The sequence below is a fragment of the Gordonibacter massiliensis (ex Traore et al. 2017) genome, assembly GCF_019731765.1.
Lineage (GTDB): Bacteria > Actinomycetota > Coriobacteriia > Coriobacteriales > Eggerthellaceae > Gordonibacter > Gordonibacter massiliensis.
On sequence record NZ_JAASIO010000005.1, the window covers coordinates 57,823 to 80,143 of the forward strand.

The 22,321-nt window shown below is 67.5% G+C and carries 21 protein-coding genes; 12 read left to right on the forward strand and 9 right to left on the reverse strand.

Annotated features, from left to right (window positions below; all coding sequences use genetic code 11):
* Positions 1-368: 368 nt before the first annotated feature.
* From HCH03_RS07705 to HCH03_RS07725, 5 genes are all read left to right on the forward strand, one after another.
* Positions 369-1,499, forward strand: a complete 1,131-nt coding sequence (locus HCH03_RS07705; protein ID WP_221689025.1) for an aldo/keto reductase — start codon at positions 369-371, stop codon at positions 1,497-1,499.
* An 84-nt stretch (positions 1,500-1,583) separates the two neighbouring features.
* Entirely contained in the window at positions 1,584-2,369 is a 786-nt protein-coding gene (locus HCH03_RS07710; RefSeq protein ID WP_221689026.1) for a 7-cyano-7-deazaguanine synthase, read from the forward strand.
* Positions 2,369-3,163, forward strand: coding sequence for a nickel pincer cofactor biosynthesis protein LarB (larB, locus tag HCH03_RS07715; RefSeq protein WP_221689027.1), 795 nt, complete (start codon positions 2,369-2,371; stop codon positions 3,161-3,163). The genes HCH03_RS07710 and larB overlap by 1 nt, the downstream gene beginning before the upstream one ends.
* Before the next feature lie 201 nt (positions 3,164-3,364).
* Positions 3,365-3,919 carry a nickel insertion protein gene (larC, locus tag HCH03_RS07720; protein ID WP_221689028.1) on the forward strand — a complete coding sequence of 185 codons (555 nt, stop codon included), beginning with the start codon at positions 3,365-3,367 and terminating at the stop codon, positions 3,917-3,919.
* A 147-nt stretch (positions 3,920-4,066) separates the two neighbouring features.
* Entirely contained in the window at positions 4,067-5,377 is a 1,311-nt protein-coding gene (locus tag HCH03_RS07725) for an amidohydrolase family protein (protein ID WP_246599873.1), read from the forward strand.
* Between the two features lie 139 nt (positions 5,378-5,516).
* Here HCH03_RS07725 and HCH03_RS07730 read toward each other — a convergent pair whose 3' ends face one another.
* From HCH03_RS07730 to HCH03_RS07750, 5 genes are all read right to left on the reverse strand, one after another.
* On the reverse strand, positions 5,517-7,316 hold the full coding sequence (locus tag HCH03_RS07730) for a vWA domain-containing protein (RefSeq protein ID WP_221689029.1): 1,800 nt from the start codon (positions 7,314-7,316) through the stop codon (positions 5,517-5,519).
* Positions 7,297-7,482: a hypothetical protein gene (locus tag HCH03_RS07735; RefSeq protein WP_221689030.1), complete on the reverse strand. Its 186-nt coding sequence runs from the start codon at positions 7,480-7,482 to the stop codon at positions 7,297-7,299. The genes HCH03_RS07730 and HCH03_RS07735 overlap by 20 nt, the downstream gene beginning before the upstream one ends.
* Before the next feature lie 92 nt (positions 7,483-7,574).
* Complete coding sequence (locus HCH03_RS07740) at positions 7,575-8,840, reverse strand: MFS transporter (protein WP_221689031.1); 1,266 nt, start codon at positions 8,838-8,840, stop codon at positions 7,575-7,577.
* 5 nt (positions 8,841-8,845) lie between these two features.
* Positions 8,846-9,727, reverse strand: a complete 882-nt coding sequence (locus HCH03_RS07745) for a hypothetical protein (protein ID WP_368042430.1) — start codon at positions 9,725-9,727, stop codon at positions 8,846-8,848.
* Positions 9,717-10,172, reverse strand: coding sequence for an RNA polymerase sigma factor (locus HCH03_RS07750; protein WP_368042431.1), 456 nt, complete (start codon positions 10,170-10,172; stop codon positions 9,717-9,719). Before HCH03_RS07750 ends, HCH03_RS07745 begins: the two co-directional genes overlap by 11 nt.
* 458 nt (positions 10,173-10,630) lie before the next feature.
* On the opposite strand from HCH03_RS07750, the gene HCH03_RS16625 reads away from it, so the two are divergent.
* From HCH03_RS16625 to HCH03_RS07780, 7 genes are all read left to right on the forward strand, one after another.
* The gene (locus HCH03_RS16625) at positions 10,631-10,762 is read left to right on the forward strand and encodes a hypothetical protein (RefSeq protein WP_281421096.1); all 132 of its coding nucleotides are present in this window, start codon (positions 10,631-10,633) and stop codon (positions 10,760-10,762) included.
* 247 nt (positions 10,763-11,009) lie between these two features.
* Complete coding sequence (locus tag HCH03_RS07755; RefSeq protein ID WP_221689032.1) at positions 11,010-13,139, forward strand: RecQ family ATP-dependent DNA helicase; 2,130 nt, start codon at positions 11,010-11,012, stop codon at positions 13,137-13,139.
* Positions 13,140-13,213: 74 nt separating this feature from the next.
* A complete protein-coding gene (locus tag HCH03_RS07760) occupies positions 13,214-13,717 on the forward strand; it encodes an RNA polymerase sigma factor (RefSeq protein WP_221689033.1) in 504 nt (167 codons plus the stop codon).
* Positions 13,704-14,663, forward strand: a complete 960-nt coding sequence (locus tag HCH03_RS07765; protein WP_221689034.1) for a hypothetical protein — start codon at positions 13,704-13,706, stop codon at positions 14,661-14,663. Before HCH03_RS07760 ends, HCH03_RS07765 begins: the two co-directional genes overlap by 14 nt.
* 151 nt (positions 14,664-14,814) lie before the next feature.
* Entirely contained in the window at positions 14,815-15,516 is a 702-nt protein-coding gene (locus HCH03_RS07770) for a pirin family protein (protein ID WP_221689035.1), read from the forward strand.
* 266 nt (positions 15,517-15,782) lie between these two features.
* Positions 15,783-16,745: a DUF5692 family protein gene (locus tag HCH03_RS07775; protein ID WP_221689036.1), complete on the forward strand. Its 963-nt coding sequence runs from the start codon at positions 15,783-15,785 to the stop codon at positions 16,743-16,745.
* A gap of 136 nt (positions 16,746-16,881) precedes the next feature.
* Positions 16,882-17,559 carry a TetR/AcrR family transcriptional regulator gene (locus HCH03_RS07780; protein ID WP_221689037.1) on the forward strand — a complete coding sequence of 226 codons (678 nt, stop codon included), beginning with the start codon at positions 16,882-16,884 and terminating at the stop codon, positions 17,557-17,559.
* Between the two features lie 158 nt (positions 17,560-17,717).
* On the opposite strand, the gene HCH03_RS07785 is transcribed toward HCH03_RS07780, so the two are convergent.
* The 4 genes from HCH03_RS07785 to HCH03_RS07800 form a co-directional block, all read right to left on the reverse strand.
* Positions 17,718-18,860: a DUF4097 family beta strand repeat-containing protein gene (locus HCH03_RS07785; RefSeq protein WP_221689038.1), complete on the reverse strand. Its 1,143-nt coding sequence runs from the start codon at positions 18,858-18,860 to the stop codon at positions 17,718-17,720.
* A complete protein-coding gene (locus HCH03_RS07790) occupies positions 18,844-19,710 on the reverse strand; it encodes a DUF1700 domain-containing protein (protein WP_221689039.1) in 867 nt (288 codons plus the stop codon). Before HCH03_RS07790 ends, HCH03_RS07785 begins: the two co-directional genes overlap by 17 nt.
* On the reverse strand, positions 19,707-20,021 hold the full coding sequence (locus tag HCH03_RS07795) for a PadR family transcriptional regulator (protein WP_221689040.1): 315 nt from the start codon (positions 20,019-20,021) through the stop codon (positions 19,707-19,709). Before HCH03_RS07795 ends, HCH03_RS07790 begins: the two co-directional genes overlap by 4 nt.
* Positions 20,022-20,794: 773 nt before the next feature.
* Positions 20,795-22,255 carry an MFS transporter gene (locus HCH03_RS07800; RefSeq protein ID WP_221689041.1) on the reverse strand — a complete coding sequence of 487 codons (1,461 nt, stop codon included), beginning with the start codon at positions 22,253-22,255 and terminating at the stop codon, positions 20,795-20,797.
* Positions 22,256-22,321: the final 66 nt, after the last annotated feature.

The following is a 22,321-nucleotide window of genomic DNA, read 5'->3' on the forward strand; positions in this document are numbered from 1 at the left end:
CCTCTAGACGTGCGTTTTCGATGGACGCTCCGCAGGGCAAGGGTTATTGCCTGTGCCCTACACACTCGGCGAGGCGTATCTTGCCGAGCGGTAGGGGCGAAGTTTTTGCTTTGCGAGAAGCGTTCCAGCGGCGTTGAGAGCGTCGCCATTTTGCGACCGGGCCGGAAAGCTGAGCTTCCGGCCCGGTCGTGCGTCGGTGAAGACAATGTGGGCACGGGCTTTCCCATCGCGGCCCAGCGGTCTTCTGCGGTAGCATTTCGGTTGTTCAAGGCGTGCCGCGCCGAAGGCGTTGCGGCACGAGCAATCGAGGCGGCGAACGTTTCGTTTCGAAGCCGCCGTTGCATGGGGGAGCAAGGAAAGGACGAGATATGGCCTGCACGTACACCGAGCTTCCGAAGCTCGGCTTCGGATTCATGCGTTTGCCGGAGATCGAGGGGGCGGACGGCGAGAAGACCATCGATCTCGACACGCTCTGCGGCATGGTGGACACGTTCATGGACGCGGGCTTCACCTACTTCGACACGGCGCGCGGCTACCACGGCGGCAGGTCCGAGGCCGCGCTCAAAGCGACGGTGGTGAACCGATATCCGCGCGCGTCGTTCCAGGTGGCCACGAAGCTGCCGGCATGGCTCGCGAAGGACGCCGACGATGCGCGCGCCATGTTCGACACGTCGCTCGAGCAGACGGGCGCGGGCTATTTCGACAACTTCTTGCTGCACAACCTGGGCGAGGAGCGCACGAAGCTGTTCGACGACTTCGGGTTGTGGGACTTCCTGGCCGAGAAGAAGGCCGAGGGGCTCATCCACAATCTGGGCTTCTCCATCCACGACAAGGCGGCGGTGCTCGAAGAGGTGCTCAACGCGCATCCCGAGGTGGATTTCGTGCAGCTGCAGATCAACTACGCCGACTGGGAGAGCGAGACCGTGGAGTCGCGCAAGTGCTACGAGACGGCGCGCGCCCGCAACCTGCCTGTGGTGGTGATGGAGCCCGTGAAGGGCGGATCGCTGGTGAAGCTCCCCGACGCCGCCGCCGACGTGCTGCGCAACGCGGACGCGGACGCGCCGCTGGCCTCGTGGGCGCTGCGCTTCGCGGCTTCGCTGCCGGGCGTGCTCACGGTGCTCTCGGGCATGTCCACCCCCGAGCAGGTGGAGGAGAACGTGCGCACCATGCGCGCCTTCCGTCCGCTCGCCAACGAGGAACGAGCGGCGCTCGAGCACGTGCGTGCCATCCTCGACGGCATCCCCACGGTGCCGTGCACCGATTGCCGCTACTGCGTGAAAGAGTGCCCGCAGGGCGTGCGCATCCCCGCGGCGCTTGCGTCGCTCAACATCCTCGCGCTCTACGGCGACGAGCACCGCGCGCAGGAGAACTACGATTGGAACGCCTCGGACGGACCGGCTTCCAGCTGCATCGCCTGCGGCACGTGCGAGAGCGTGTGCCCCCAGCACATCGGCATCGTGCGCGAGCTGGCGCGCGCGGCGGAGCTGTTCGAGAAATAATCGCGCATGCGCTTGACTTGGAGCGTGCTCCAAGGTTTACGATGACCGGCGGTCTTCGACCGAAAACGGGAAGGATGCACTGTCATGGGCAAAATCGAGAACGGTCCGGACGTGGACGTCGAATCGCTCGACGCCTTCTTCGCGCGCACGCCGCGGCTGGCCGTGGCGTTCTCCGGCGGCACCGATTCGTCGTATTTGGTGGCCGCGGCGAAGCGGGCCGGCGTCGAGGTGAGGGCCTATCTCGTGCGCTCGGCGTTCCAGCCTCCTTGCGAGACGGCCGACGCCGAGCGCCTGGCTGCAGAGCAGGGGGCAGAGCTGACCGTCGTCGACGTCGACGTGTTGGAACGAGACGAGATCTGCGAGAACACGCCCGATCGCTGTTACTTCTGCAAGCGCTTCATCTTCTCCACCATTCGAGAGCGCATGGAGGCCGACGGTTTCGACGTGCTGGCCGATGGGATGAACGCGACGGACGATCCTGAGCGTCGGCCGGGCTTCCGCGCTTTGGCCGAGTTGGGCGTGGTGTCGCCGCTGCGGCGCGCGGGCATGAGCAAAGACGACGTGCGTGCGGCCTCGCGCGAGCTCGGCTTGTTCACGGCCGGCAAACCCAGCTTCTCGTGCTTCGCCGTGTACGTGGAGCCGGGAGAGCGCATAACGACGGAGTCGCTGCGCGCGGCGGCCAGGACCCCGGAGGTGGCCGCGAAGTTCATCGCGCGCAACGCGGCCGTAGGCAACGGATTGGGCGAGGCGTGCCCTGCCGACAGGAACGTGCCGCATCTGATGGACGAGCCGTTGAGCGACGAACCGCCCTCGTCCGAGCCGGCTTTCGCAGATGCGGGCGCCAACGAAGGGGCGGAGGAGGACCGGTAGTGGAAGAACGGGAGATGCGCGCGCTTTTGGCGGCGGTGGCCGAAGGGTCGATCGACCCGGACGAGGCGGCGTTGCGCTTCAAAACGGCGCCGTTCACGGATCTGGGCTACGCGAAGGTGGACCATCAGCGCGGGATGCGGCAAGGCGTGGCCGAGGTGGTGTACGGCGCCGGCAAGACGCCGGCGCAGATGGCCGGTATCGTGGCCTCGATGCGCGCGGCCGGGCAGGAGCGCGTGCTGATCACGCGGCTGTCGCTCGAGGCGGCCGACGAGCTGCGGACGCTTCTTCGGGAATCCGACCCGCAGGCGGCCGAGTCCTTCGCCTATCACGAGCTGCCGCGCCTCGGCATCGTGGGCGACCTGCCCGCGCCCGACGGCAACGGGCGCGTCGTCATCGCAGCGGCCGGCACGAGCGACCTGCCCGTGGCCGAGGAGGCCGCCTTCACGGCCGAGGTGCTGGGAAACGACGTCGTGCGCCTCTACGACGTGGGCGTGGCGGGTATCCATCGCCTGCTGGCTCATGCCGACGACATCGCGTCGGCGCAGGTGGTGGTTGCCGTGGCCGGCATGGAGGGCGCATTGGCGTCCGTCGTGGGCGGCATGGCGTCGTGCCCGGTTATCGCCGTGCCCACGAGCGTGGGCTACGGCGCGTCGTTCGGCGGCGTGGCGGCGCTCCTGGCCATGCTGAATTCGTGCGCGTCGGGCGTGTCGGTGGTGAACATCGACAACGGCTTCGGCGCCGGCTACCAAGCGTCGACCATCAATCACCTTACGTCGGCCTACCGGCCGACGTAAGGTGCCGACGCTGCGGGGCGTCGAGGCACCCAATCTCGCCGCGATGGCGAAACCTCGCGTACCAAAGTACGCTTCGCCTTCGCCATCCCGTCGATCTCGGGCGTCTCGACGCCCCTCGCTGACTTTCTAACGCCAACCCGTGCGGCGGTTTTCGCGCTTCGCACGAATCATGTGCGTTGATCTCGATAGAAAGGAACCCTCATGACCACGCTTCATCTCGACCTTACCCGCGACGCCACGCGTCGCTCCATCCTTGCCGACCTGCGCGGGCGCTTGGACGACGACGCATGCGTTGCGCTCGACGCCGCCGTGGAGGCGGCCGGCGTGCCCGAGCGGCACCATCACGACCTGCCCGACGTGCTGACCGTTATCGACAGCCTTGCGGCGAGCGAGCGCGTGAAGGACGACATGCGCGCCGTGTACCGCATCCTGGCGCAGGCCGAGGCGTCCGTGCACGGCTGTGCGGTGGACGAGACGCACTTCCACGAGGTGGGCAACGGCGAGGCCGTGCGCAACGTGGCCGCCGTGTGTCTAGCCGTGGAGGCCCTCGATCCCGATCGCATCACGGCCACCGCCGTGCAGACGGGTAGTGGCACGGTGGTGTGCGCCCACGGCGAGCTGCCCATCCCCGCGCCGGCCACGGCCGCCATCCTCGAAACGGGCATCCCCGTGTGCGCCGAACGCCTGGACGGCGAGCGCTGCACCCCCACGAGCGCGGCCCTCATCAAGCACTTCGTGGACGAGTTCGTCGCCTGAGCCGCCGCTTGCCGTGGGCGCGTGTGAGAAACGCGGCTCGTCGGCCTTCCGGATGCGGGCGCTTTCGGCGGAAGACGAACCGTCGTATACTGGCGCTGTTGCAGAAACGACGGCGGCGCGAGGACACGCTGCGGAAAGCGGGAGATCATGGCCTACGTTTTCACCCATGCAACCGTGCTCGACGGCACGGAGAACATGGAGCCCCAGCCCAACATGACGGTGGTGGTGGATGACGCGGGCCGCATCGACAAGGTGGGCCCGGCGGCCTCCACCACGGGCCCGCTCGGAGCGCGCGAGGTCGACCTGGCCGGCGCGTACCTCATGCCCGGTCTGATCAACGCGCACGTGCATCTGTGCGGTTCGGGCAAACCTCTGAGCGCGGGTGGGGCCGGCGACCTCATCGGCAAGGTGGTGGGCAACCCGGTGGGCATGTGGGTGCTGCGCCGCATGATCCGAGGCCACGCGCAGGCCCAGCTGGCCAGCGGCGTGACCACGGTGCGTTCGGTGGGCGACCCGGGGTTCGCCGACGTGGACGTGCGCGACGCCGTGAACGCGGGGAAGTGCCCGGGGCCGCGCCTGCTCGTGTCGGGCGTGGGCGTCACGGTGCCGGGTGGCCACGGGGCGGGGCTGTTCGCCCACATCGCGAAGTCGCCCGAGGAGGCGCGCGAGATCGTGCGCACGTGCTTCGGCCGCAAGTGCGACTTGGTGAAGCTGTTCATCACGGGCGGGGTGTTCGACGCCGAGGTGGAGGGCGAGCCGGGCGTGCTGCGCATGTCTCCCGAGGTGGCGCGCGCCGCCGTGGAGGAGGCTCACAAGCTGGGCATGGCCACGGCCGCGCATATCGAGAGCGCCGAGGGCGTGCGCGTGGGCCTTGAGGCCGGCGTGGACACCATCGAGCACGGCGCGGAGCTGGACGACGAACTCATCGCGCTGTTCAAGAGCAACGGCGCCGGACGCGCCTCGTCGCTCACCTGCACCGTGTCGCCCGCGCTGCCGTTCGTGGAGCTTGACCCCGAGAAGACGAAGTCCACCGAGGTGCAGAAGGCGAACGGCCGCATCGTGTACGAGGGCATCGTGCGCGCCGCCCAGCAGGCGCTGGCCGCCGGCATCCCGGTGGGGCTTGGCACCGACTCGTCGTGTCCCTACATCACGCACTACGACATGTGGCGCGAGGTGGTGTACTTCGAGCGTCTGGTGGGTGCCTCGCGCACGCTCGCGCTGCATACGGCCACGCTCGGCAATGCGCGCATCCTAGGGCTGGGCGACGAGACGGGCTCCATCGAGCCGGGGAAAGCTGCCGACCTCATCGTGTGCGACCAGAACCCGCTCGACAACCTGGAGGCCCTGCGGAACGTGCGCATGGTCATGGCGCGCGGGCATCTGGACGAGCGGCCCCGCGTGAAGCGCATCCCCGAGCTGGATGCCGAGCTGGACGGCTTCCTGCCGAAGGCCGTCTAACGACCGCCGTTTCGTTCGATCTTGGCAGAAGCTCCTTCCGCCAAGATCTTGCACGGGTGGATGCTCGATTTGCTCTGCATGAAAAACTGACTGCACACTACCAAGTATAACGAGGTGAATGAGAGCCAACTGCGTTATTTCAGGAGCGACTGCGTGCGTATGGAGCCGCTGCTGGTTCCATGTCGCGGCGGGCGAGGGTTTGCAGCAGGCTCGCGAACTCGGCGCGATCCTCGTCGCGGGCGTCGTCCACCAGTTCGAGCGCCGCTTGCAGCGTTGCCTTGCCCGCATGGGGCGACTGGCGCAGCACCATGCCGCACTCGATGACGGCGGCCGCGAAGCGCCAGTCGGCACTCGGCGCGGCGACGAGGGACGAGGCGTCCACGGCGAGCGCCTGCTCCCGCGCCCCGCTCTGACCGACGGGGCGGTAGCGCATGGAGCAGGTGAGCCATTCTTCTCCGACCGCACGCGCGGCGAAGCCTCTCTGCGCGCCTCCGTCGGCACCATCCTTGGCACTCGCGTCCGTCGCGCCTTCGCCCGTCGCCGAATCCCCCTGTTCCCCGTCCGCGTTTCCGGCGCCGTACTTCAACTGCGGCTCGGCCACGTCGAACGGGGAGTCGGCCGGCACCACCTCGTAGGCCACCGTGAACGCGCAGCCCGCGCCCACCTCGCCCGCGTCGGCCGCGTCGTCGCGGAAGGCCTCGTCCGCCAGCGTGCGGTTCTCGTAGCCGATGAGCCGGTAGCCCTTGACCTGCGCGGGGTTGAACTCCACTTGCAGCTTCACATCGTCGGCCAGCGGCGTGAAGTTCACCAGCAGGTTCCGGTCGAGCACGCGCCGGGCCTCGGCCTCGCAGTCGATGTAGTGGTAGGAGCCGTCGCCGTGGTCGGCGAGCGTCTCCATCTTGGAGTCCTGGTAGTTTCCCGTGCCGAACCCGAGCACCGACAGGTACACGCCGCGCCCGCGCCGCTCGTCCACGAAGTCGTGCAAGTCGCTTTCCGAGGACATTCCCACGTTCAAGTCGCCGTCGGACGCCATGACGATGCGGTTCGCGCCGCCTTCGACGAACTGGCGCTCCGCCACGTCGTAGGCGGTGCGCAGGCCCGCCTCGCCGTTCGTGGATCCCTCGGCACGCAGGCTTTCGATGGCGCGCAGGATGCGCCGCTTGTCGGCACCGCTCGCGCCTTCCAGCACCACGCGCTCCTCGCCGCTGTACGTGACGACGGACACGCGGTCGCGCTCGTCCAGGTTCTCCACGAGCGTGGCGAAGGCGCTCTGCAGAAGCGGCAGCTTGTCGGTATCGGCCATGGATCCGGACACGTCGATGAGGAACACGAGGTTCGAGCCCGCTTCCGGCGCGCGCTCGGCGGGGGTTGTGGCAAATCCCATGACCAGCAGCTTCGTGTCGGGGTTCCACGGGCAGTCCGCCATCCCGGCCGTCACGCCGAACAGCTCGTCGCCTTCGGGCGGCGCGTAGTCGTAATCGAAGTAGTTGAGCATCTCCTCGATGCGCACGGCACCGGAGGGGACGTCGTCGGGGCGCGCTCCCTCGCGCACCATGCGGCGCAGGTTGGCGTAGGAGGCCGTGTCCGCGTCGGCGGAGAACGTGGAGAGCGGACGCGCGGCCGTGGAAACGAACCCGGTCTCGTCGACGGCCGCGTAACCTTCGCCGGAGTAGGGGTCGGCGTAAGGGAGAGGGCCGTAGGGCGGGCAGGAGGCCGACGCGTCGGCCGAGGAGGCGCCTGCCATCGCGTCGCCAACGGCCATGATCTGGCTTTCCGCATTGGACGAGTTGAGGTTGGAAGAGCTCGCGCCGTGCTGGATCGCCGCGAAACCCAGCGCGACGACGATCGCGAACACGACGACGGCCGCGACGGCGAACGCGGCGTGCGGCCGCTTCCGGTGCTCTGTGGGGGAGCGGTGCTCATTCGTCGGTAGGGACATGGAGGGCCTCCTTCTCGATCGCTTCCTCTTCGAACACGATCGAGCGGCCCGTTTTGTCGGGGGAATGTTCGAAGCTACGCGAGTCGATGCTTTGCGGCGGCGCGAAGACCGTGCCCGCTTGCGGAGATACTTCGATCGCCGTCTTCGGCTTGGCGCTCCGCAGCATCTCCCAGCGCTCGCTTTGCGCATGTGGGAATTCGGCGGGTTTCCGAGCCGTCGAGCGCTCAGGATGCGAACGCGACGGGCGCCGGAAGGCGCTTAGCGGCTAGCTCCGCGCTTCTTCTCCGCATGCGCCCAGGTGGTGTAGACGGCCACGCCCACGGCAAGGATGGGAAGCCCCGCCAGGAACATGGCGGTGAACCCGAACGCCCCCGACACCACGCCGCCGATGATGGGGCCCAGCGCGTAGCCCACGTCGGTGCCCAGCAAGTACGTGGACATGGCCACGCCGCTGCGCTCGGGCGGCTCCAGCTGGCCGCAGCGCGCTTGGATCGACGGCGTGACCGTTCCGCTGCCGAGCGCCTTGCACGCCGCGGCGGCCAGGAACAGCCACAGCTGCTGCGAGAAGGCGACGAGCACGACGGCCGCCGCCTCGAACACGGCCGAGGGATAGAACACGGCCGAGAGCCCGCGCCGGTCGGCCCGGCGTCCGGCGAACGGACGCGAGACGAGCAGCGTGAGCGAGTTGACCACGAAGAACGCCGAGATGCCCACCACGCCGCGCTCGTCGCCCACGAGCACGATGTAGGTGGCGATGATCGACCAGATGGTGAGGTAGCAGCACGCGGCCAGGGCGAGCGGCAGCGACTTGACGCTGACGAAGGCTGCTATCCCGCGCGGCTTGGTCTCGGCCGGGGTGTGCCAGGGCGTTTCAGAGGCGGGGGAGCGTGCGGGGTCGGACGGCGCGCCGTTGTCGGGACGGGCCGCAGCCGCGTTGCCCCGCACCCGCACGAACAGCCCGAGCGCGAACGCGGCCGCCGCCACGCCGGCGCCGGCCAGGAACATGGCGGCGAAGCCGAAGCGGTCGCTCACCAGCACGCCGAACGCCGGGCCGAGCGCGTTCGCGAACACGTAGGACGTGCCGAACCAGCCCATGCCCTCGCTGCGCCGCTCCTGGGGGATGGCGTCGAGGGCGAGCGCCGAGATGGCCGTACCGAACAAGGCGTAGAAGAACCCGTGGACGGCGCGCAGCGCCACGAGCGCCGCGAGGGTCGTGGCGAACGCGTAGCCCACCTGCGTGGCGCAGGCCACCGCGATGGACACCATGACGATGCGCTTGCGGCCCAGGCGGTCGGACAAAAACCCGCTCCCCGGACGCGCGACCAGAGCGACGAAGGCGAACACGCTGGCCACGACACCCGCCCATGCGAGCGTGGCGCCCTGGGCGAGCGCGTACTTCGCGATGACGGGCGTGATCATGTTGTACGTGAACAGGTCGAAGGTTTGGATGCCGGTGAGCAGCACGAACTCGCGCGTCCACAGGCGCCGCTCCGCACCGCTCGTATTCGCGCCGCCGTCGCGCAAGGAGCCTACCCCGCTTCGTCTGCCCAGTAGTACCGATCGTCGCCATCATAGCGCACCGCAAAGGGATGCGCCACGTCTTCCGAGGCGAACACCGTGCAGGATGTCGCGTCGCCGACCGCGCCGCCGAAAGCGGGCGCGCGCTCGAACTCGGCCCCCACCAGGGAGGGATCGGCCGCCAGCGGGCGGCCGGCGTCGTCGAGGGCGATGCGCAGGGTCTGCCCGGAAGCGAGCCGGACAAGCGGGTAGCGTGCGTCCGCGTCCGCGCTTCCGCCGGAAGAGGAGGATGCGGAACCGACGCTCTGGTCCGTTTGAGGCGTCTCGTCGCTGGTCGGAGCGTCTTTCGACGGCTCTGCGGACGAGCCGGCGGAGGCGCTGTCGCCGACTGATTGCACGGCGCCTTCGAGAGAACTCGACGCGTTGCGGCCGCTGAGGCTGCTCGCGTAAAGCCCGAACGCGCCCACGCCGACCACCAGCACGAGGCAAGCCGCTGCGGCGACCGCTTGCAGGACGAAACGCGACGTCCTCGCCGTTTTGCGCTGCTGCGTGGGGCAGGCGGCGACGATGGGTTTCAACGGAAGGCCGCCCGTTTCGCGGGCCGTCGGGAGCGCGCGTTCGCCGCGCGCTGCGAGCACGGCGGCGAGCATGCGGGCCTCGGCTTCCTCGCTCGGACCCATGCGGTCGAACGCGGAGGCGACGGCGTCGTCGAGCGCCGCGTCTTGCGGGCGGGCGGCGGCGCGAGCGGAGGGCGTCTCGGCGCGCCGCGTCGCATCATGCAAGTCGCTCTCGATGCGGGCCGCCGCTTCGGCTCGCTTTGCGCCTGCGTCCTTGCGTCGGCTTCGGCCGAGCGGGCCTTCGCCTTCGGGTCGATGGATACGCTCATCGTCCACGTTCCTCACCTCCCAACATGTCTCTCAGCAGCGTGCGGGCCTCGCTCAGGTGGCTGCGCACCGTGGAGGCGGGCGTGCCGGTGAGCGCGGCGATGTCGGCGGTGCGATACCCCTCGTAATAGTACAGGTACACGCAGGTCTTGTATTTCGGCGGCAGGGAGAGCACCGCCTCGAGCGTCTCGTCGCCTTCGGGGCGCGCCCCCTCGTCGGGGAGGTCGTCCGGCAGCTCCGCCGTGCGCCGGCGAGAGGCGCTCTTCAGCACGTCGCGGCAATGGTTCTGCGCGCATACGATGAGCCATGCCTTCTCGTGCTCTTCGTCGTTGAATTTCCGCGGTCGATCGAGCAGCTTCATGAACACGCTTTGCGTCGCATCCTCCGCGTCGGCCGCGCTTCCAAGGTGCGCGAAGCACAGGCGGTACACCGTCTTCACGTGGCGGTGGAACACCGCGGCTATGTCGTCGTTCTTCGGCAGGTTTTCGCCCTTTCTGCCCCCAACACGATCGAGCGAAGGGAAATGTCGGGAAAACGAGGAATTTTTTTCTCAGAGAGCCCGCAAACCGCGTTCCCCGACTCGTTCGCCATCGTAACTTCTCGCTCGAAGCGGCGCAACCGTGCGAGAACCGGCGAAGAGCCGTCCGAACCTTGCAGAACGACCGTCCAAACCTTGCGCGAACCTTGCGGATCCGCCGTCTGAACCTTGCACGCCCGCCGTCCTTATCTTGCGCGTTCCTTGCACGGATCCAGCCTAAACCTCCCGCGAATCTAACACGAAGTATTGCCTGTTCAAATATGGAAAATTGATTTCTTCTCGCCGAGGAAAAACGCTCTTGCGCGTGTTAGAATGCCTCGCGTCAGCGGTGTCCGTTTCCGGCGGGTGACGCCTTAGAGATAAGGAGGAACCCCATGGATAGTTTCAACCTGATCGCAGGAATTTGTTCCATCTTGTCATTTCTTCTGGCAGCCTACGACTGGTCGCAACGAAGACGGAAAGCGAGGGGCAAGGCGAAACATGCACCAAAAAGGCGGCAGAGCTGACACTCTAGCCGCCTAACCTAGTCCCGCGTCACCCGCCCAGAGCTCTAATCCTCGCGGGCACCGCTGACACCCTGCATTATACACACCGCAGCCGTCGACGCAAGCACGATTTTTCAGAATGTCGGACAGGTGGAAAAGCCATCGACATTCGTCCCGCTGGCTTGGGGAGAGCCCTCACGGCAAGGGCGTTGCGGTATGATGTCGAGCGAGATGAGCGAGGGCTCGGGGCCCGGAAAGGACACGACGCATGGTTGACGCGGCGGCCGCCAAGGCGGCATTGCGGGAGCATTTCGGCTACGAGGAGTTCCGACCGGGGCAGCTCGGCGTGGTGGAGGCGATCCTCGGGGGGCGCGACGCGCTTGCCGTCATGCCCACGGGCGCCGGCAAGTCCGTGTGCTACCAGGTTCCCGGCATCGTGCTGCCGGGGCTCACGCTCGTGGTGAGCCCGCTCGTGTCGCTCATGGGCGACCAGGTGCGCGCGCTTCTGGACGCGGGCGTGCGCGGGGCCTACCTCAACTCCACGCTCACGCCGGGCCAGCAGGCCACCGTGCTGCGCCGCGCGCTCGCAGGCGCCTACCAGATCATGTACGTGGCGCCCGAGCGCTTGGCCGACCCGCGCTTCCTGGAGTTCGCGCGCGAGGCGAGCATCCCGCTCGTCGCCGTTGACGAGGCGCACTGCGTGTCGCAGTGGGGCCAGGACTTCCGCCCGTCGTACCTGGCCGTGGGCGACTTCATCGCCCAGCTGCCACAGCGTCCCGTCGTGGCGGCGTTCACCGCCACGGCCACCGAGCGCGTGCGGCGCGATATCGTGCGCCTGCTCGATCTGCGCGGCCCCTACGAGGTGGTCACCGGCTTCGACCGCCCGAACCTCTACTTCGGCGTGGAGCGCATGGAGCCGAAGAGGAAGCTCGCTTGGATCGGGAGCTACGCGCTCGCGCACCCGGCGGACAGCGGCATCGTGTACTGCTCCACCCGCAAGGACACCGACAAGGTGCACGCCGCGCTCGTGTCCGCGGGCGTGCGCGCGGCGCGCTACCACGCGGGCATGTCCGCCGCCGACCGCGCCGAGAGCCAGCGCGCGTTCATCGCCGACGACGCGCCCGTCATGGTGGCCACGAACGCGTTCGGCATGGGCATCGACAAGTCGAACGTGCGCTACGTGATCCACCACAACATGCCCGGCAGCATCGAGGCGTACTACCAGGAGGCCGGGCGCGCCGGCCGCGACGGCGAACCGTCCACGTGCATGCTGCTGTGGAGCGACGGCGACGTGTCCACCTGCCGCTTCTTCATCGAGCAGGAATCGGGCAACGAGGAGCTCACCCCCGAGGAAGCCGACGCCGTGCGCTCGTCGCGCCGCCGGCTTTTAGAGGCCATGGTGGGCTACTGCCACACCACCGGCTGCCTGCGCCGCTACATCCTGAACTACTTCGGGGAAAGCGAGGGGAATCCGTCCGGCGATCTTCGTAGGGGCGGGCTGCTGCCCGCCCGGCGCGATGATTCGCGAGGAGAAACGGACGGTGCGGCGAGCGCATCGTTGAGCCGCGACTCGTCTGTGCGCTCGCCGAACGACGACCGGTGCTCGGGAGCGCCCGCGCCGGGCGGGCAGCAGCCCGCCCCTACGGGGGCCGACGCCGCCGAAACCGTTCGCGAGGCGCACGTCGCGTTCGGCGACGACGCGGCTTCCGCCGCGCTCGACGCTCCCGCCGCCGGCTGCAACAACTGCTCGAACTGCGAGGGAGCGTTCGACGCCGTGGACGTCACCGACACGGCGCGCGCCGTCATGCGCTGCGTGCAGGAGTTGCGCGGGCGCTTCGGCAAGGGGCTTGTGGTAGACGTGCTGCGCGGGTCGAAGAGCGCGAAGGTACTGGACATGCACCTGGAAGAAGCCGCCAGCTACGACACGGTGGACGCGTCGGCCGCGCAGGTCAAGGAGGTCATCGAGCTTTTGGCCGCCGGCGGCTACCTCGCCATCACCGAAGGCTCGTACCCCACCGTGGGGCTGGGCCCGCGCGCCCGCGAGGCGGCTGAGGACGGGTTCTCCCTCACCATGAAGAAGGTCGTGCGCAAGGCCGATCGCACGCGTGCGGCGGGAGGAGCCGGGCGCGTGTTCGGCGGTTCGGGCACGGGCGCGGCGGTCGCCGAGGCCGACCCGGAGCTGTTCGAGCGCCTGCGCACGCTGCGCAAGCGCCTGGCCGACGAGGCCGAGGTGCCGCCCTACATCGTGTTCTCCGACGCCACCCTGCGCGACATGTGCGCGAAGCGCCCCGCCACCGAGGACGAGTTCCTGGACGTCTCCGGCGTGGGCGCCACGAAGCTCGCCCGCTACGGCGAGGCGTTCCTGGCCGAGCTCGCCGCTTACGGCAGCGAAGGATAGCCGCGAAGAATTTCCAAACGAATATGAAACGCCTCGACGTTCTGCGCCGTTAATCAGGTAGAGAGGACGGGAGCATGGACGACGATGCGGCAGAGCGGCGATGCGCCGCCGTGGACGAGGCGATGAACGCATGGGGCGATGCGGTGTACCGCCTCGCCTACGCGCGCCTGCGCAACCGCGCCGACGCCGAAGACGTCATGCAGACGGTGTTCCTGCGCCTTCTGCGCCGCGACGAGCCGTTCGACGATGCGGGCCATGAGAAGGCCTGGCTCTTGCGCGTTGCCGTGAACTGCTGCAACGACCTGCATCGCAGCGCATGGAACCGCCATCGCGCCGCAGGCGAGGGCGTGCCGGAGCCGATCGCGGACGACGACGGCGCCCTTCGGGACATTTGGGAGGCGGTCGGGTCGCTTCCGGAGCCGCAGCGCGATGCCGTCCATCTGCGTTGCGGGGAGGGCTACGAAGTGGACGAGATCGCGGAGATCCTCGGCGTCAAGCCGGCGACGGTGCGCGTGCGCCTGCATCGAGCCCGTAAGGCGCTGCGCGCGATGTTGGGAGGTACCCATGGACATCGATGATTTCAAAGAGAGCTATTGCGAGCTTCAGGGACGCATCGCGCCCACCGCCGAAGCGCGTGCGAGGGTTGCCGAAGCCGTTCGACGGGAAGCCTTCGCCGGGAAAGCGGAGCGTTGCGGGGCCGACGGGTCGGATCGGGCTTGGCATCGGGCGGAGGCGGCGGATCGAACCGCGCGCCGCCATAAAAGCGCCGCACCTCGCTTCTTCGCTGCGGCCGCGTGCATCGCGCTCGTTTGCGCGGGGTTGATGGCCGTCGCCACGGATGGAGGGGGAGGGCGCAACCGCTTCGATATCCAAGCCTATGCGGTTGAGTCGGGCACCGTGCAGCCGTCTTGCGACGGTCTCGTCGCGTTCAGCTACGGAGAGGTGGCGAATGCGACGTCCGACGAGGGAGGAGGCCAGTTTACGGGGTGCATGTTCCAGATCGCGGGCGAGAGCATCGAGAGCGCGGAGGTGTCTCTCGATCGCGGCGAGCTCTACCGTTGCGACGAGGAATGGGTGCAGGCGGAAGGCGGCGAGATAGAGGCGCTGATGGCGGCCGAGGGTGACTGGCAGGCTTCTCTTGCGAAAGTATACGCCGACGGCCGCGCGCATCTGTTTCGCTTCACGCGGCTTGGACCTTCGGTCGTCGAAGGGGGTTCTGGCGCTTCCGGGATGCGGTTCGGCATTTGGCTGCCCGATGCGAACGACGGGGAGGGCTCCTCTTCCGGGCCGGGCGCGAACATGCTGCCGCTCGATTGGCTCGACGGTGCGAAGCTGACCGTGTCCGTTCGGTTCGCCGACGGGTCAAGCGAAGCCAAAGAGGTCGTACTCCATACGGGCTACCTCGAAACCACCATGGTCGAAGAGAATGGAGTCGAGTGGCGCGTGGCCGTTCCCGAACTTGCCGACGGACCCGATCCGTCCGGCCAGTCAACGTACTACACGCTTTACGGCACCATCCAATAAAGCCTCGTTTGCAGTCGAGGTGCGACCTATGTGCGCGAGCGGGGAGGGAGGTGCCGTCCGCCTGCCGTTACGCTCCCGTAAGCCAGCCGCCATATACCTGCCGCATCGATGTTATATGCTATCTACGAAACAACAGTTAGGAGCAAGCATCATGATCAACGTCATCAAGCGCGAAACCATGGGCAGGAGCGAGCGCGGTTGGCTGCACAGCCAATTCCATTTCTCGTTCGCCGAGTACTACAACCCCGACAACATCAGATTCGGCGCGCTGCGCGTCGTGAACGACGACACGTTCGATCCGCACGGCGGGTTCGACACGCACCCCCATGAGGACATGGAGATCATAAGCTACGTGGTGGACGGCCGCCTCACGCACCGCGACAGCATGGGCAACGGCAGCACGCTCGAGCGCGGCGACGCGCAGTACATGAGCGCCGGCACGGGCGTTCGGCACAGCGAGTTCAACAACACCGACGAGCCGCTGCGCTTCCTGCAGATATGGATACTGCCCGACGCGAAGGGCTACGAGCCGAACTACGGCGACCACCGTTTCGCGTGGGAGGACCGCGTGGGGAAGTGGCTGGCCATCGCCTCCGGCAGGCAGGGCGCGGCGCCTATCGCCATCCATCAGGACATGGACGTGTCGGTGGCCATGCTCGATGCCGGCGAGACGCTGAGCTACGACCTGAAGCCGGGTCGGCAGGCTTACCTCATCCAAATCGAGGGCGAAGGGGAGGTCAACGGCAACAAGCTCGCCGAGCGCGATGCCGCGGAGATCACCGACGAGGCGGAAGCGACTGTTCGCGCAAAGACGCCCTCGCACTACATCCTGTTCGATATGGCCGCCGAATAAGCGCGTTTTGTCGAAGTCGCCCGCCCGGCCGGAATCCTGCCGGACGGGTGATCCTGGCGGGTCCCCGTCGATTCGAAACAGGCACCTTTCGCGCTGCCGTCCGATCTGGGCGGCAGCGTTTCACATGCAAGCCCCTTCCGTAAAGATTTTTCCCGCGTTGCTCCCTATACTGGGCGCGAAGGTCGGCAGCGGGCGCATGGCCGCGCGCCGACGTGGTGCGGGCGGCGAGCGATCCGCCCGAGCGATCCGAGGGCAAGGGGGCGGAAATGGGCATTCTCTACCAGGCGGAAGATCCGTTGTACTGGGTTATCTGGCTGTTCGTGCTGTTCGCGCTCATGGCGTTCAACGAGTTGGGACGCGTGAGGTTGTGGTGCGGCATGGTGCTGTTCGCGGTCGTGCCCCTGGCGCTCACCATCTTCGTGTGGCCCACCACGGCCGCTCCCGGCAACGAGTACGGAACCGGCACGTGGTTCAACTGGGTGAAGACGTATTCGGCCTTGGCAGGTTGCCTCGGGTTCATGGCGTTGCGCTTCGTGAAGTGGCGCGGCGCGGACGGTGCGACCCACCACCTGTACGAGAAGCGCTGGGCGCTGTGCTTCCCGCCGCTCATCCTGGCCGTGAACATCGCCGAGGCCGTCGTCCGCGACTTCCAGGTGTTCGGCTTCGGCCTGTGGCAGGGCGGCGTGGTCGAGAACCTGTGGACCATGTCGGGGCCGTGGAACATCATGAACGGCATCGCCGGCATCCTCAACATCGTCACCATCTGCGGTTGGTTCGGCATCATCATCTCGAAGGACTCGTCGAAGGACATGATCTGGCCCGACATGATCTGGGCGTGGATCATCGCGTACGACCTGTGGAACTTCGCCTACACGTACAACTGCATCTCCGACCACTCGGCCTACGCCGGTCTGGCGCTGCTTTTGGCGTGCACCATCCCCACGTTCTTCATCAAGAAGGGGGCGTGGCTGCAGCATCGCGCGCAGACGCTGGCGCTGTGGATCATGTTCGTGATGACCGTGCCGCAGTTCGCCGACGTGCTGGCGCCCATCCCCACCACGCACAACCCGGCCGCGTTCTTCGCCGTGAGCCTGCTCGCGCTGGTTGCGAACGTCGCCGTGGCCGTGTACCAGTTCCGCAAGATTCGCCGCGACAAGCTCAATCCGCTCACCGACGAGCTCTACGCCGACACGAAGGCGTACCGCAAGGTGCTCGAGGAGAACGAATAGGGGTCCGGCGCGCAAAGGGAAACCGAGAACGGGCCCGATGCCGTCCATGGCCGATGAGCCGCGCATACCGTATACTGGTGCCGTCCGCTCCGTTCGGGGTGGGCGGCACCGGCGCGCAAGGGGAAAGGAGCCGGCCATGCGGCTCGGCACGCGGCAGACGAGGTACGCTCCCATCAGCACGGAGTGCGGCGCGCAAGGCGCGGAGCGGGGTCGTCTGGAAGGCGTGGCGGGCGACATCATGCTGGCAGCGCGCGGTTTGTTCGAGACGCGGGGCGTGCGGGCGACCACGGTGAAGGACGTCGCCGCCGAGGCGGGCGTGACGCGCGAATTGGTGTACTACTACTTCGAGAACAAGCAGGCCGTCATCGAGGCCGTGCTCGACGACTATGTGGAGGACCTTGTCGAGAGCGTGTGCGTGTGGAACGAGTCGCGGAAGTTCGGCGACATGGCCGGTTCGTTGCGCGCCTGTGTGGCCACGTTCCGCCGTGCGCTGTACGACGCGGCCGGAAACCCGCGCCCCATGATAGCCGTGTTGGAGGAGCTGGGCGTGCGCGACTCGTTCGACGTGCGCGCCGTGCGCGAGACGGTCGACTGCATCAACGGGCGCGTGGTGGCGGAGTACGCCGCCTATCGCCAGATAGAGATCGACTTCGTGTACGAGATGTTCTGCGTGGTCATATTCGGCCTGGTGGGCCTGGTGAAGCTCAATCCCGACGTCTCGGACGAGACGCTCATGAAGGTGATCGAGCAAACGCTGCGCCTGGATATGGAGCCGCTCGAACCGCCCGGCTCCGACAGCGCGAACGGAGAGTGACGCCGGCGCGGAGGTGGACCTTCGCAGGGGCGGCTTGCTGCCCGCCCGGCGGGGAGACGTGCGGGGCAGCATAACAAATGCGGCGAGCGCATCGTGCGCTCGCCGCATCGCTTGCGTGCTCCGGCTGCTTTGCTCTGAGCGGCTTGCAGCCGATTCCCCTACGCGGCGGCCGGCGCTGCCGGTGCCGCAGGGGCGGCGGGCGCCGACGGAGCGCTTCTTCCCGCGTCGGACGAGCAGGTCGCGGCGCCTCCGCCGACGAAGCCCAAGGTGATGCTGCCGTTCATGGCCGAGGCCGTCACCTGCTTCGACGCGCTGGCATTGCCCTGCGGCGCATGCACGTTTCCGTGCGTCGACTGGGCGTCGATGCGGTAGTCGTCGGCCGATCCGACGAAGGTCGCGTTCACGTGGCCGCTGCCGGTTCCGAAGGAGGCGAGGGCCGCGTCGAGGCTCGTCATGTCGATGCTGCCGTTTATCGTGCGGGCGTCCAGCGAGCCGGCTGTCATGTTGTCGGAAGTCACGTTGCCGCTCGTCGTGTCGAAGGAGACGCTGTCGGCTGCGATGGACTGGGCGGAGACGCTGCCGTTCATGGTGTGGGCGGCGAGCGTTTTCGCGTTGATGCCGCTCATGCCCACGTTGCCGCTCGCGGTGCTCAGGGCCACGTCGTCGGCCGCCACGTCGTTCGCGCTCACGCCGCCGTTCGTGGACGAAGCGCTCACCTTCGTCGCGCGCACCCCGTTGACCGTGGCCGACCCCGACGTGGTGGCCAGACTCATCTCGCCGGCTTCGAGGCGCGTCGCCTGCACGTAGCCGTTAACGGTGGTGGCCTTGCACGCCGTCAAACCGGAAAGGCCGGTCGCGTCGATGTTGCCGCTGACCGTTTCGGCTTCGATCGAGCCGGTGAAGCTGCGCGGCACCTTCACCACGGTGGTGCGGTCTTGGAAGTCCACCTTCATGATCATCACTCCGGCGAGGGGAGAGCCCGTGCCGTCGATTTCCAGCACGCCGCCTTCGTCGGTGATCGTCATGTTCTTCTCGGTGCCGGTCCAGTACGTGACCTCGATGGCGTCGCCGTCCGTCGGTTCGAAGCGCACGCCTTCGCCGCGGTCGCGCACGACGATGGCGGTGTGGGGCGCCTCCGCCTCGGCGTTCATGGTGCTTGTGTTCGAAGTCCAGTCGCGGGTGGTGTTCGACAGGTTCTCGAAGCGGAAGTCCGCCATGGCGAAGGCGCCTATGGACAGCGCGGCTCCGCCCAGCAAGAGCACGGTGGCGACGATCAGCACAACTTTACGCGCGGTTGTCATGGTTCTGCGCTCCTTTCGAGCTTGAGTCCCCGTGCGCCGGCGTGCCGGGCGTGGGCGGGAAGGGCACGGTGGCCGTGTTCGGACCGGAAGGCTGCGTCGCGTTCGGGTGCGCGGGGGCAGGAGGGAAGGGCGCGGTCGCCGTGTTCGGATAAGCGGGGGCGTAAGGCGGAGCCGGGTAAGCAGAGGGGGGAGCGGGAGGCGCGCTGGCCCCGACCGGCATGCCGGAGGCGGCTGCGTAGGTCGAGCCGGCGTTTTCGTCGCTCTTGGCGCGCTTCACGAACAGCCCCTTGATCCAGCGGGCGAACCGCCGGGTCAGGTTGAACAGCCCCTTGCTGGCCGCCAGCACGCCGAACCAGGCGAACAGTCCCACCCCGGCGCCGGCCAGCCCGCATCCCAGCAGGTAGGTGGCGGTGAGGGGATAGCCCGTGCCGAGGCACCAGACGAACCCCACGATGCCGATGGGCCCGCACAGCAGCAGCGCGGCCACGGTTATCCACAGCGCCACGATGACCGCCCAGATGGACAGGTAGATCGAAAACGCGGTCACGATCAGGGCCAGCGCTATCGGCACCCAGATGGGCGAGAACACCACCAACAGCACGATGTTGAGCGTGCGGCTGCCCGTGTTCGCCTTCGCGATGGCCTTGGGGATGGCCGGCGTCTCGGCGATGATCTGGGCCGCGATGGCGCCCACGGGCCCGAGCGCCGCCACGGCGTCGGCTTCGCTCATGCCGTCTTCCACCCGGTCGTCGATCATTTCCGAGTAGAACGCTATCGACTGCTCCACCTCGTAGGATGGCAGCTTGCCGAGCGAGCGCCGCAGCGCGTCTACAAACTCGGTCTTGTTCATTTTCGGGCACCTCGTTTCACGTAATCGTAGATGGACACGACGTCGTCCCGCTCGCGCAGGAACTCGTCGATATGGCGCACGCCCGCTTCGGTGATGCGGTAGTACTTGCGCAGGCGCCCGTTGTGCTCGACGGAGTAGGTCGTGAGCAGCCCCGCCGCCTCAAGCCGTTTGAGCAGGGGGTAGAGCGTCGACTCGGTCAGGTTCAGGATGACGGGCACGTCTTTGACGATCTGGTAGCCGTAGGAGTCCTGGCGGTTGATCGAGGCGAGCACGCAGACTTCGAGGAACCCTCGCTTCATCTGTGCATCCATAGCATACCTCCTTTCGCCCGATACTATACAACGCATAGTATCGGGCGTCAACGGGTATTTGGAGAACATGCGAGCCTTTTTGTCAGAACGCCGGCAAGGTTTCCGGTTCGGCGTATGCGAGTAAGTTGATGTGCGGAGACGGTCGATGAGGGGAAGGCCGGCTGCGACAGAGGCGGCCGGGGGTTTCGTTTTCGTCGGGTTGGCGGCCACCGAAAAACGTGCCGGGTGTTCACCCTGCGCCGAACCGCGATCGGCGTGCGTCGATGCCCGGTCGCTTGCGGGTCGGGGCGCTCGAGGGCGGACCGGACAGCCCGCCGCTGCCAGCTGCGACTCCTCGGAGCCGGGTGGCTTCGCGGCTACGTGCCGGCCCGGGCCATGCCGGCTGCGGTCGGGCTCGGGGGAGGGGGTTGCCGGTGCGAAAATCACCGAAGCCCCCCTCTCTGGAAAGTACGTGGGATGCCGTTTTGATTTTGGAATATCGTGACCTGCGGAAACGCATTCGATGCGCAAAGCCGGGCGCGCGGAGGGCCCTTGGGCGAGCGTTTCGGACGGGGGCGTCGGTGATTTTTGCACCAAACGGAGGGTTCTCTACGTTTAACCACCGTTGATATGGCGCAGGTCGGTTCGTTCCGCTCAAACCCCGCTGGCGCTTTCGCGTCCGGCCGGCTTGAACGTCCTATTGCCGGCGGCGCTAGGCCGAGATCGGCCGGTGCCGCTTCCATGTGCGGGCGCGACGGTTGGTCAGCGGTTTCGGCCGGCGGAGAGTCGGTTCGCTAGCGCGATCTGTCCGTTTCCGCTTCGTCGCCCCCGCCCGCCGCTTCCTCGCGCGGCCGGATGAACGCGACAACGGTGAGCAGCGTGCACGCGCCCAGCAGGCCGGAGAAGCCCAGTGCCAGGTGGTAGCCTAGATCAGGCGTTTGCGGCGTTGCGAACGCCGTGATGAGGAACACCATGACGGCCGTGGCCATGGCAGCCACGATCTGGCGCGACATGATCATGAACGAGCTGCCGTCCGTCGTGATGCCCCGCTTCCGCAAGTCGGAGAGCCCCCAAGCGGTCGTGGTGGGTATGAGCGTGGTCAGGCCCACGCATCGCAGCGTCTGGAAGACGGCGGCCGCCCACAGGGGAGCCGCCGTGGGCAAAAACGCCATGCCCACCGCTCCGGCCGCCAGAAACGCGCCGCCGAAGATGGCCACGCGTCGCGGCCCCAGCTTGTCGGACGCCATGCCGGCCAAGGGCTCGAACACAAGCGCGGCGAACGCTCCCGGCAGCAGCACGAGCCCGGCGTCGAACGCGGAGTGCCCGCCTCCCTCGATGACGAACAGCGGCACGATGAGCGTCATGCCCAAAAAGCACCCGTAGAGGAAGCACTGCGCCGCGAAGCTCGCGCGGTACTTCCCCGATGCGAAGATACCCAGGTTCACCAGCGGATTCGGCACCTTGCGCTGGCGGCGCAGGAACAGCGCCAGGCACACGCCTCCCACGCAGAGCGGCGCCCACACCAGCGGATGCGCCAGCTCGTAGTTCGCGGCGTCCGTGAATCCCACCAAAAGGCCGCCGAACCCGAGCGCCGCCAGCAGAAGCGAGGGCGTTTCCAGCCGAGCCGACGCGTTCGCCACGTCGCGCTCCTTCACGAACAGAAGCGTCAGGACCAGCAGCACGGCCGACGACGCCACGAGCACCAGGAACAGGAAGCGCCAGCCGGCGGCCTCCATGATGGCGCCGCCGATGGTCGGCCCGATGTTCGGCGCGAAACCCAACGCGATGCCGGCGATGCCCATGGCCGTGCCGTGGCGGTTCTCGGGGAAGCGCGTCATGGCGATGGTCTGCAAAAGCGGCATGAGGATGCCCGTGGCCACGGCCTCCAGCACCCGACCGATCAGCAGCATGGGAAAGTTCTGCGCCGCGAAGTCGCAGAGCGACCCGGCCAGGTAGAGCAGAAACGCTCCCGTGAGCAGGGATCGCACCGAGAACCGTTTGGTTAAATACGACGCCAGCGGAACGGCCACGCCCATGGAGAAGATGTAGGCCGTCGTGATCCACTGCCCCCAGCCGATCTCGGTGCCCAGATCGGCCAGCACGTCGGCGGCCATGGTGTTCAGCGCCGTCTGCGTGAGGCCGCCGAGTCCCGCGCCGATCGTGACGAGGGCGAACAGGATATAGGTTGCCGCCGGGGTTTTGACGGGGGAAGCCGGTGGAATCGGGGTAGGGGCTGAAGAGGCGGGGGTGGACACGGTCGATCTCCTTCGATGCGCACCTGACGGCGGAGCGCGTTCGGATATCGCTCATTATAGCACTAA

Excerpts from the sequence above, each read along its gene's own strand:
- HCH03_RS07705 (WP_221689025.1), top strand. The coding sequence starts at position 369 with ATGGCCTGCACGTACACCGAGCTTCCGAAGCTCGGCTTCGGATTCATG.
- HCH03_RS07710 (WP_221689026.1), top strand. The coding sequence starts at position 1,584 with ATGGGCAAAATCGAGAACGGTCCGGACGTGGACGTCGAATCGCTCGAC.
- larC (WP_221689028.1), top strand. The coding sequence starts at position 3,365 with ATGACCACGCTTCATCTCGACCTTACCCGCGACGCCACGCGTCGCTCC.
- HCH03_RS07725 (WP_246599873.1), top strand. The coding sequence starts at position 4,067 with ATGGCCTACGTTTTCACCCATGCAACCGTGCTCGACGGCACGGAGAAC.
- HCH03_RS07730 (WP_221689029.1), bottom strand. The coding sequence starts at position 7,316 with ATGTCCCTACCGACGAATGAGCACCGCTCCCCCACAGAGCACCGGAAG.
- HCH03_RS07735 (WP_221689030.1), bottom strand. The coding sequence starts at position 7,482 with ATGCTGCGGAGCGCCAAGCCGAAGACGGCGATCGAAGTATCTCCGCAA.
- HCH03_RS16625 (WP_281421096.1), top strand. The coding sequence starts at position 10,631 with ATGGATAGTTTCAACCTGATCGCAGGAATTTGTTCCATCTTGTCATTT.
- HCH03_RS07755 (WP_221689032.1), top strand. The coding sequence starts at position 11,010 with ATGGTTGACGCGGCGGCCGCCAAGGCGGCATTGCGGGAGCATTTCGGC.
- HCH03_RS07760 (WP_221689033.1), top strand. The coding sequence starts at position 13,214 with ATGGACGACGATGCGGCAGAGCGGCGATGCGCCGCCGTGGACGAGGCG.
- HCH03_RS07765 (WP_221689034.1), top strand. The coding sequence starts at position 13,704 with ATGGACATCGATGATTTCAAAGAGAGCTATTGCGAGCTTCAGGGACGC.
- HCH03_RS07770 (WP_221689035.1), top strand. The coding sequence starts at position 14,815 with ATGATCAACGTCATCAAGCGCGAAACCATGGGCAGGAGCGAGCGCGGT.
- HCH03_RS07775 (WP_221689036.1), top strand. The coding sequence starts at position 15,783 with ATGGGCATTCTCTACCAGGCGGAAGATCCGTTGTACTGGGTTATCTGG.
- HCH03_RS07780 (WP_221689037.1), top strand. The coding sequence starts at position 16,882 with ATGCGGCTCGGCACGCGGCAGACGAGGTACGCTCCCATCAGCACGGAG.
- HCH03_RS07785 (WP_221689038.1), bottom strand. The coding sequence starts at position 18,860 with ATGACAACCGCGCGTAAAGTTGTGCTGATCGTCGCCACCGTGCTCTTG.
- HCH03_RS07790 (WP_221689039.1), bottom strand. The coding sequence starts at position 19,710 with ATGAACAAGACCGAGTTTGTAGACGCGCTGCGGCGCTCGCTCGGCAAG.
- HCH03_RS07795 (WP_221689040.1), bottom strand. The coding sequence starts at position 20,021 with ATGGATGCACAGATGAAGCGAGGGTTCCTCGAAGTCTGCGTGCTCGCC.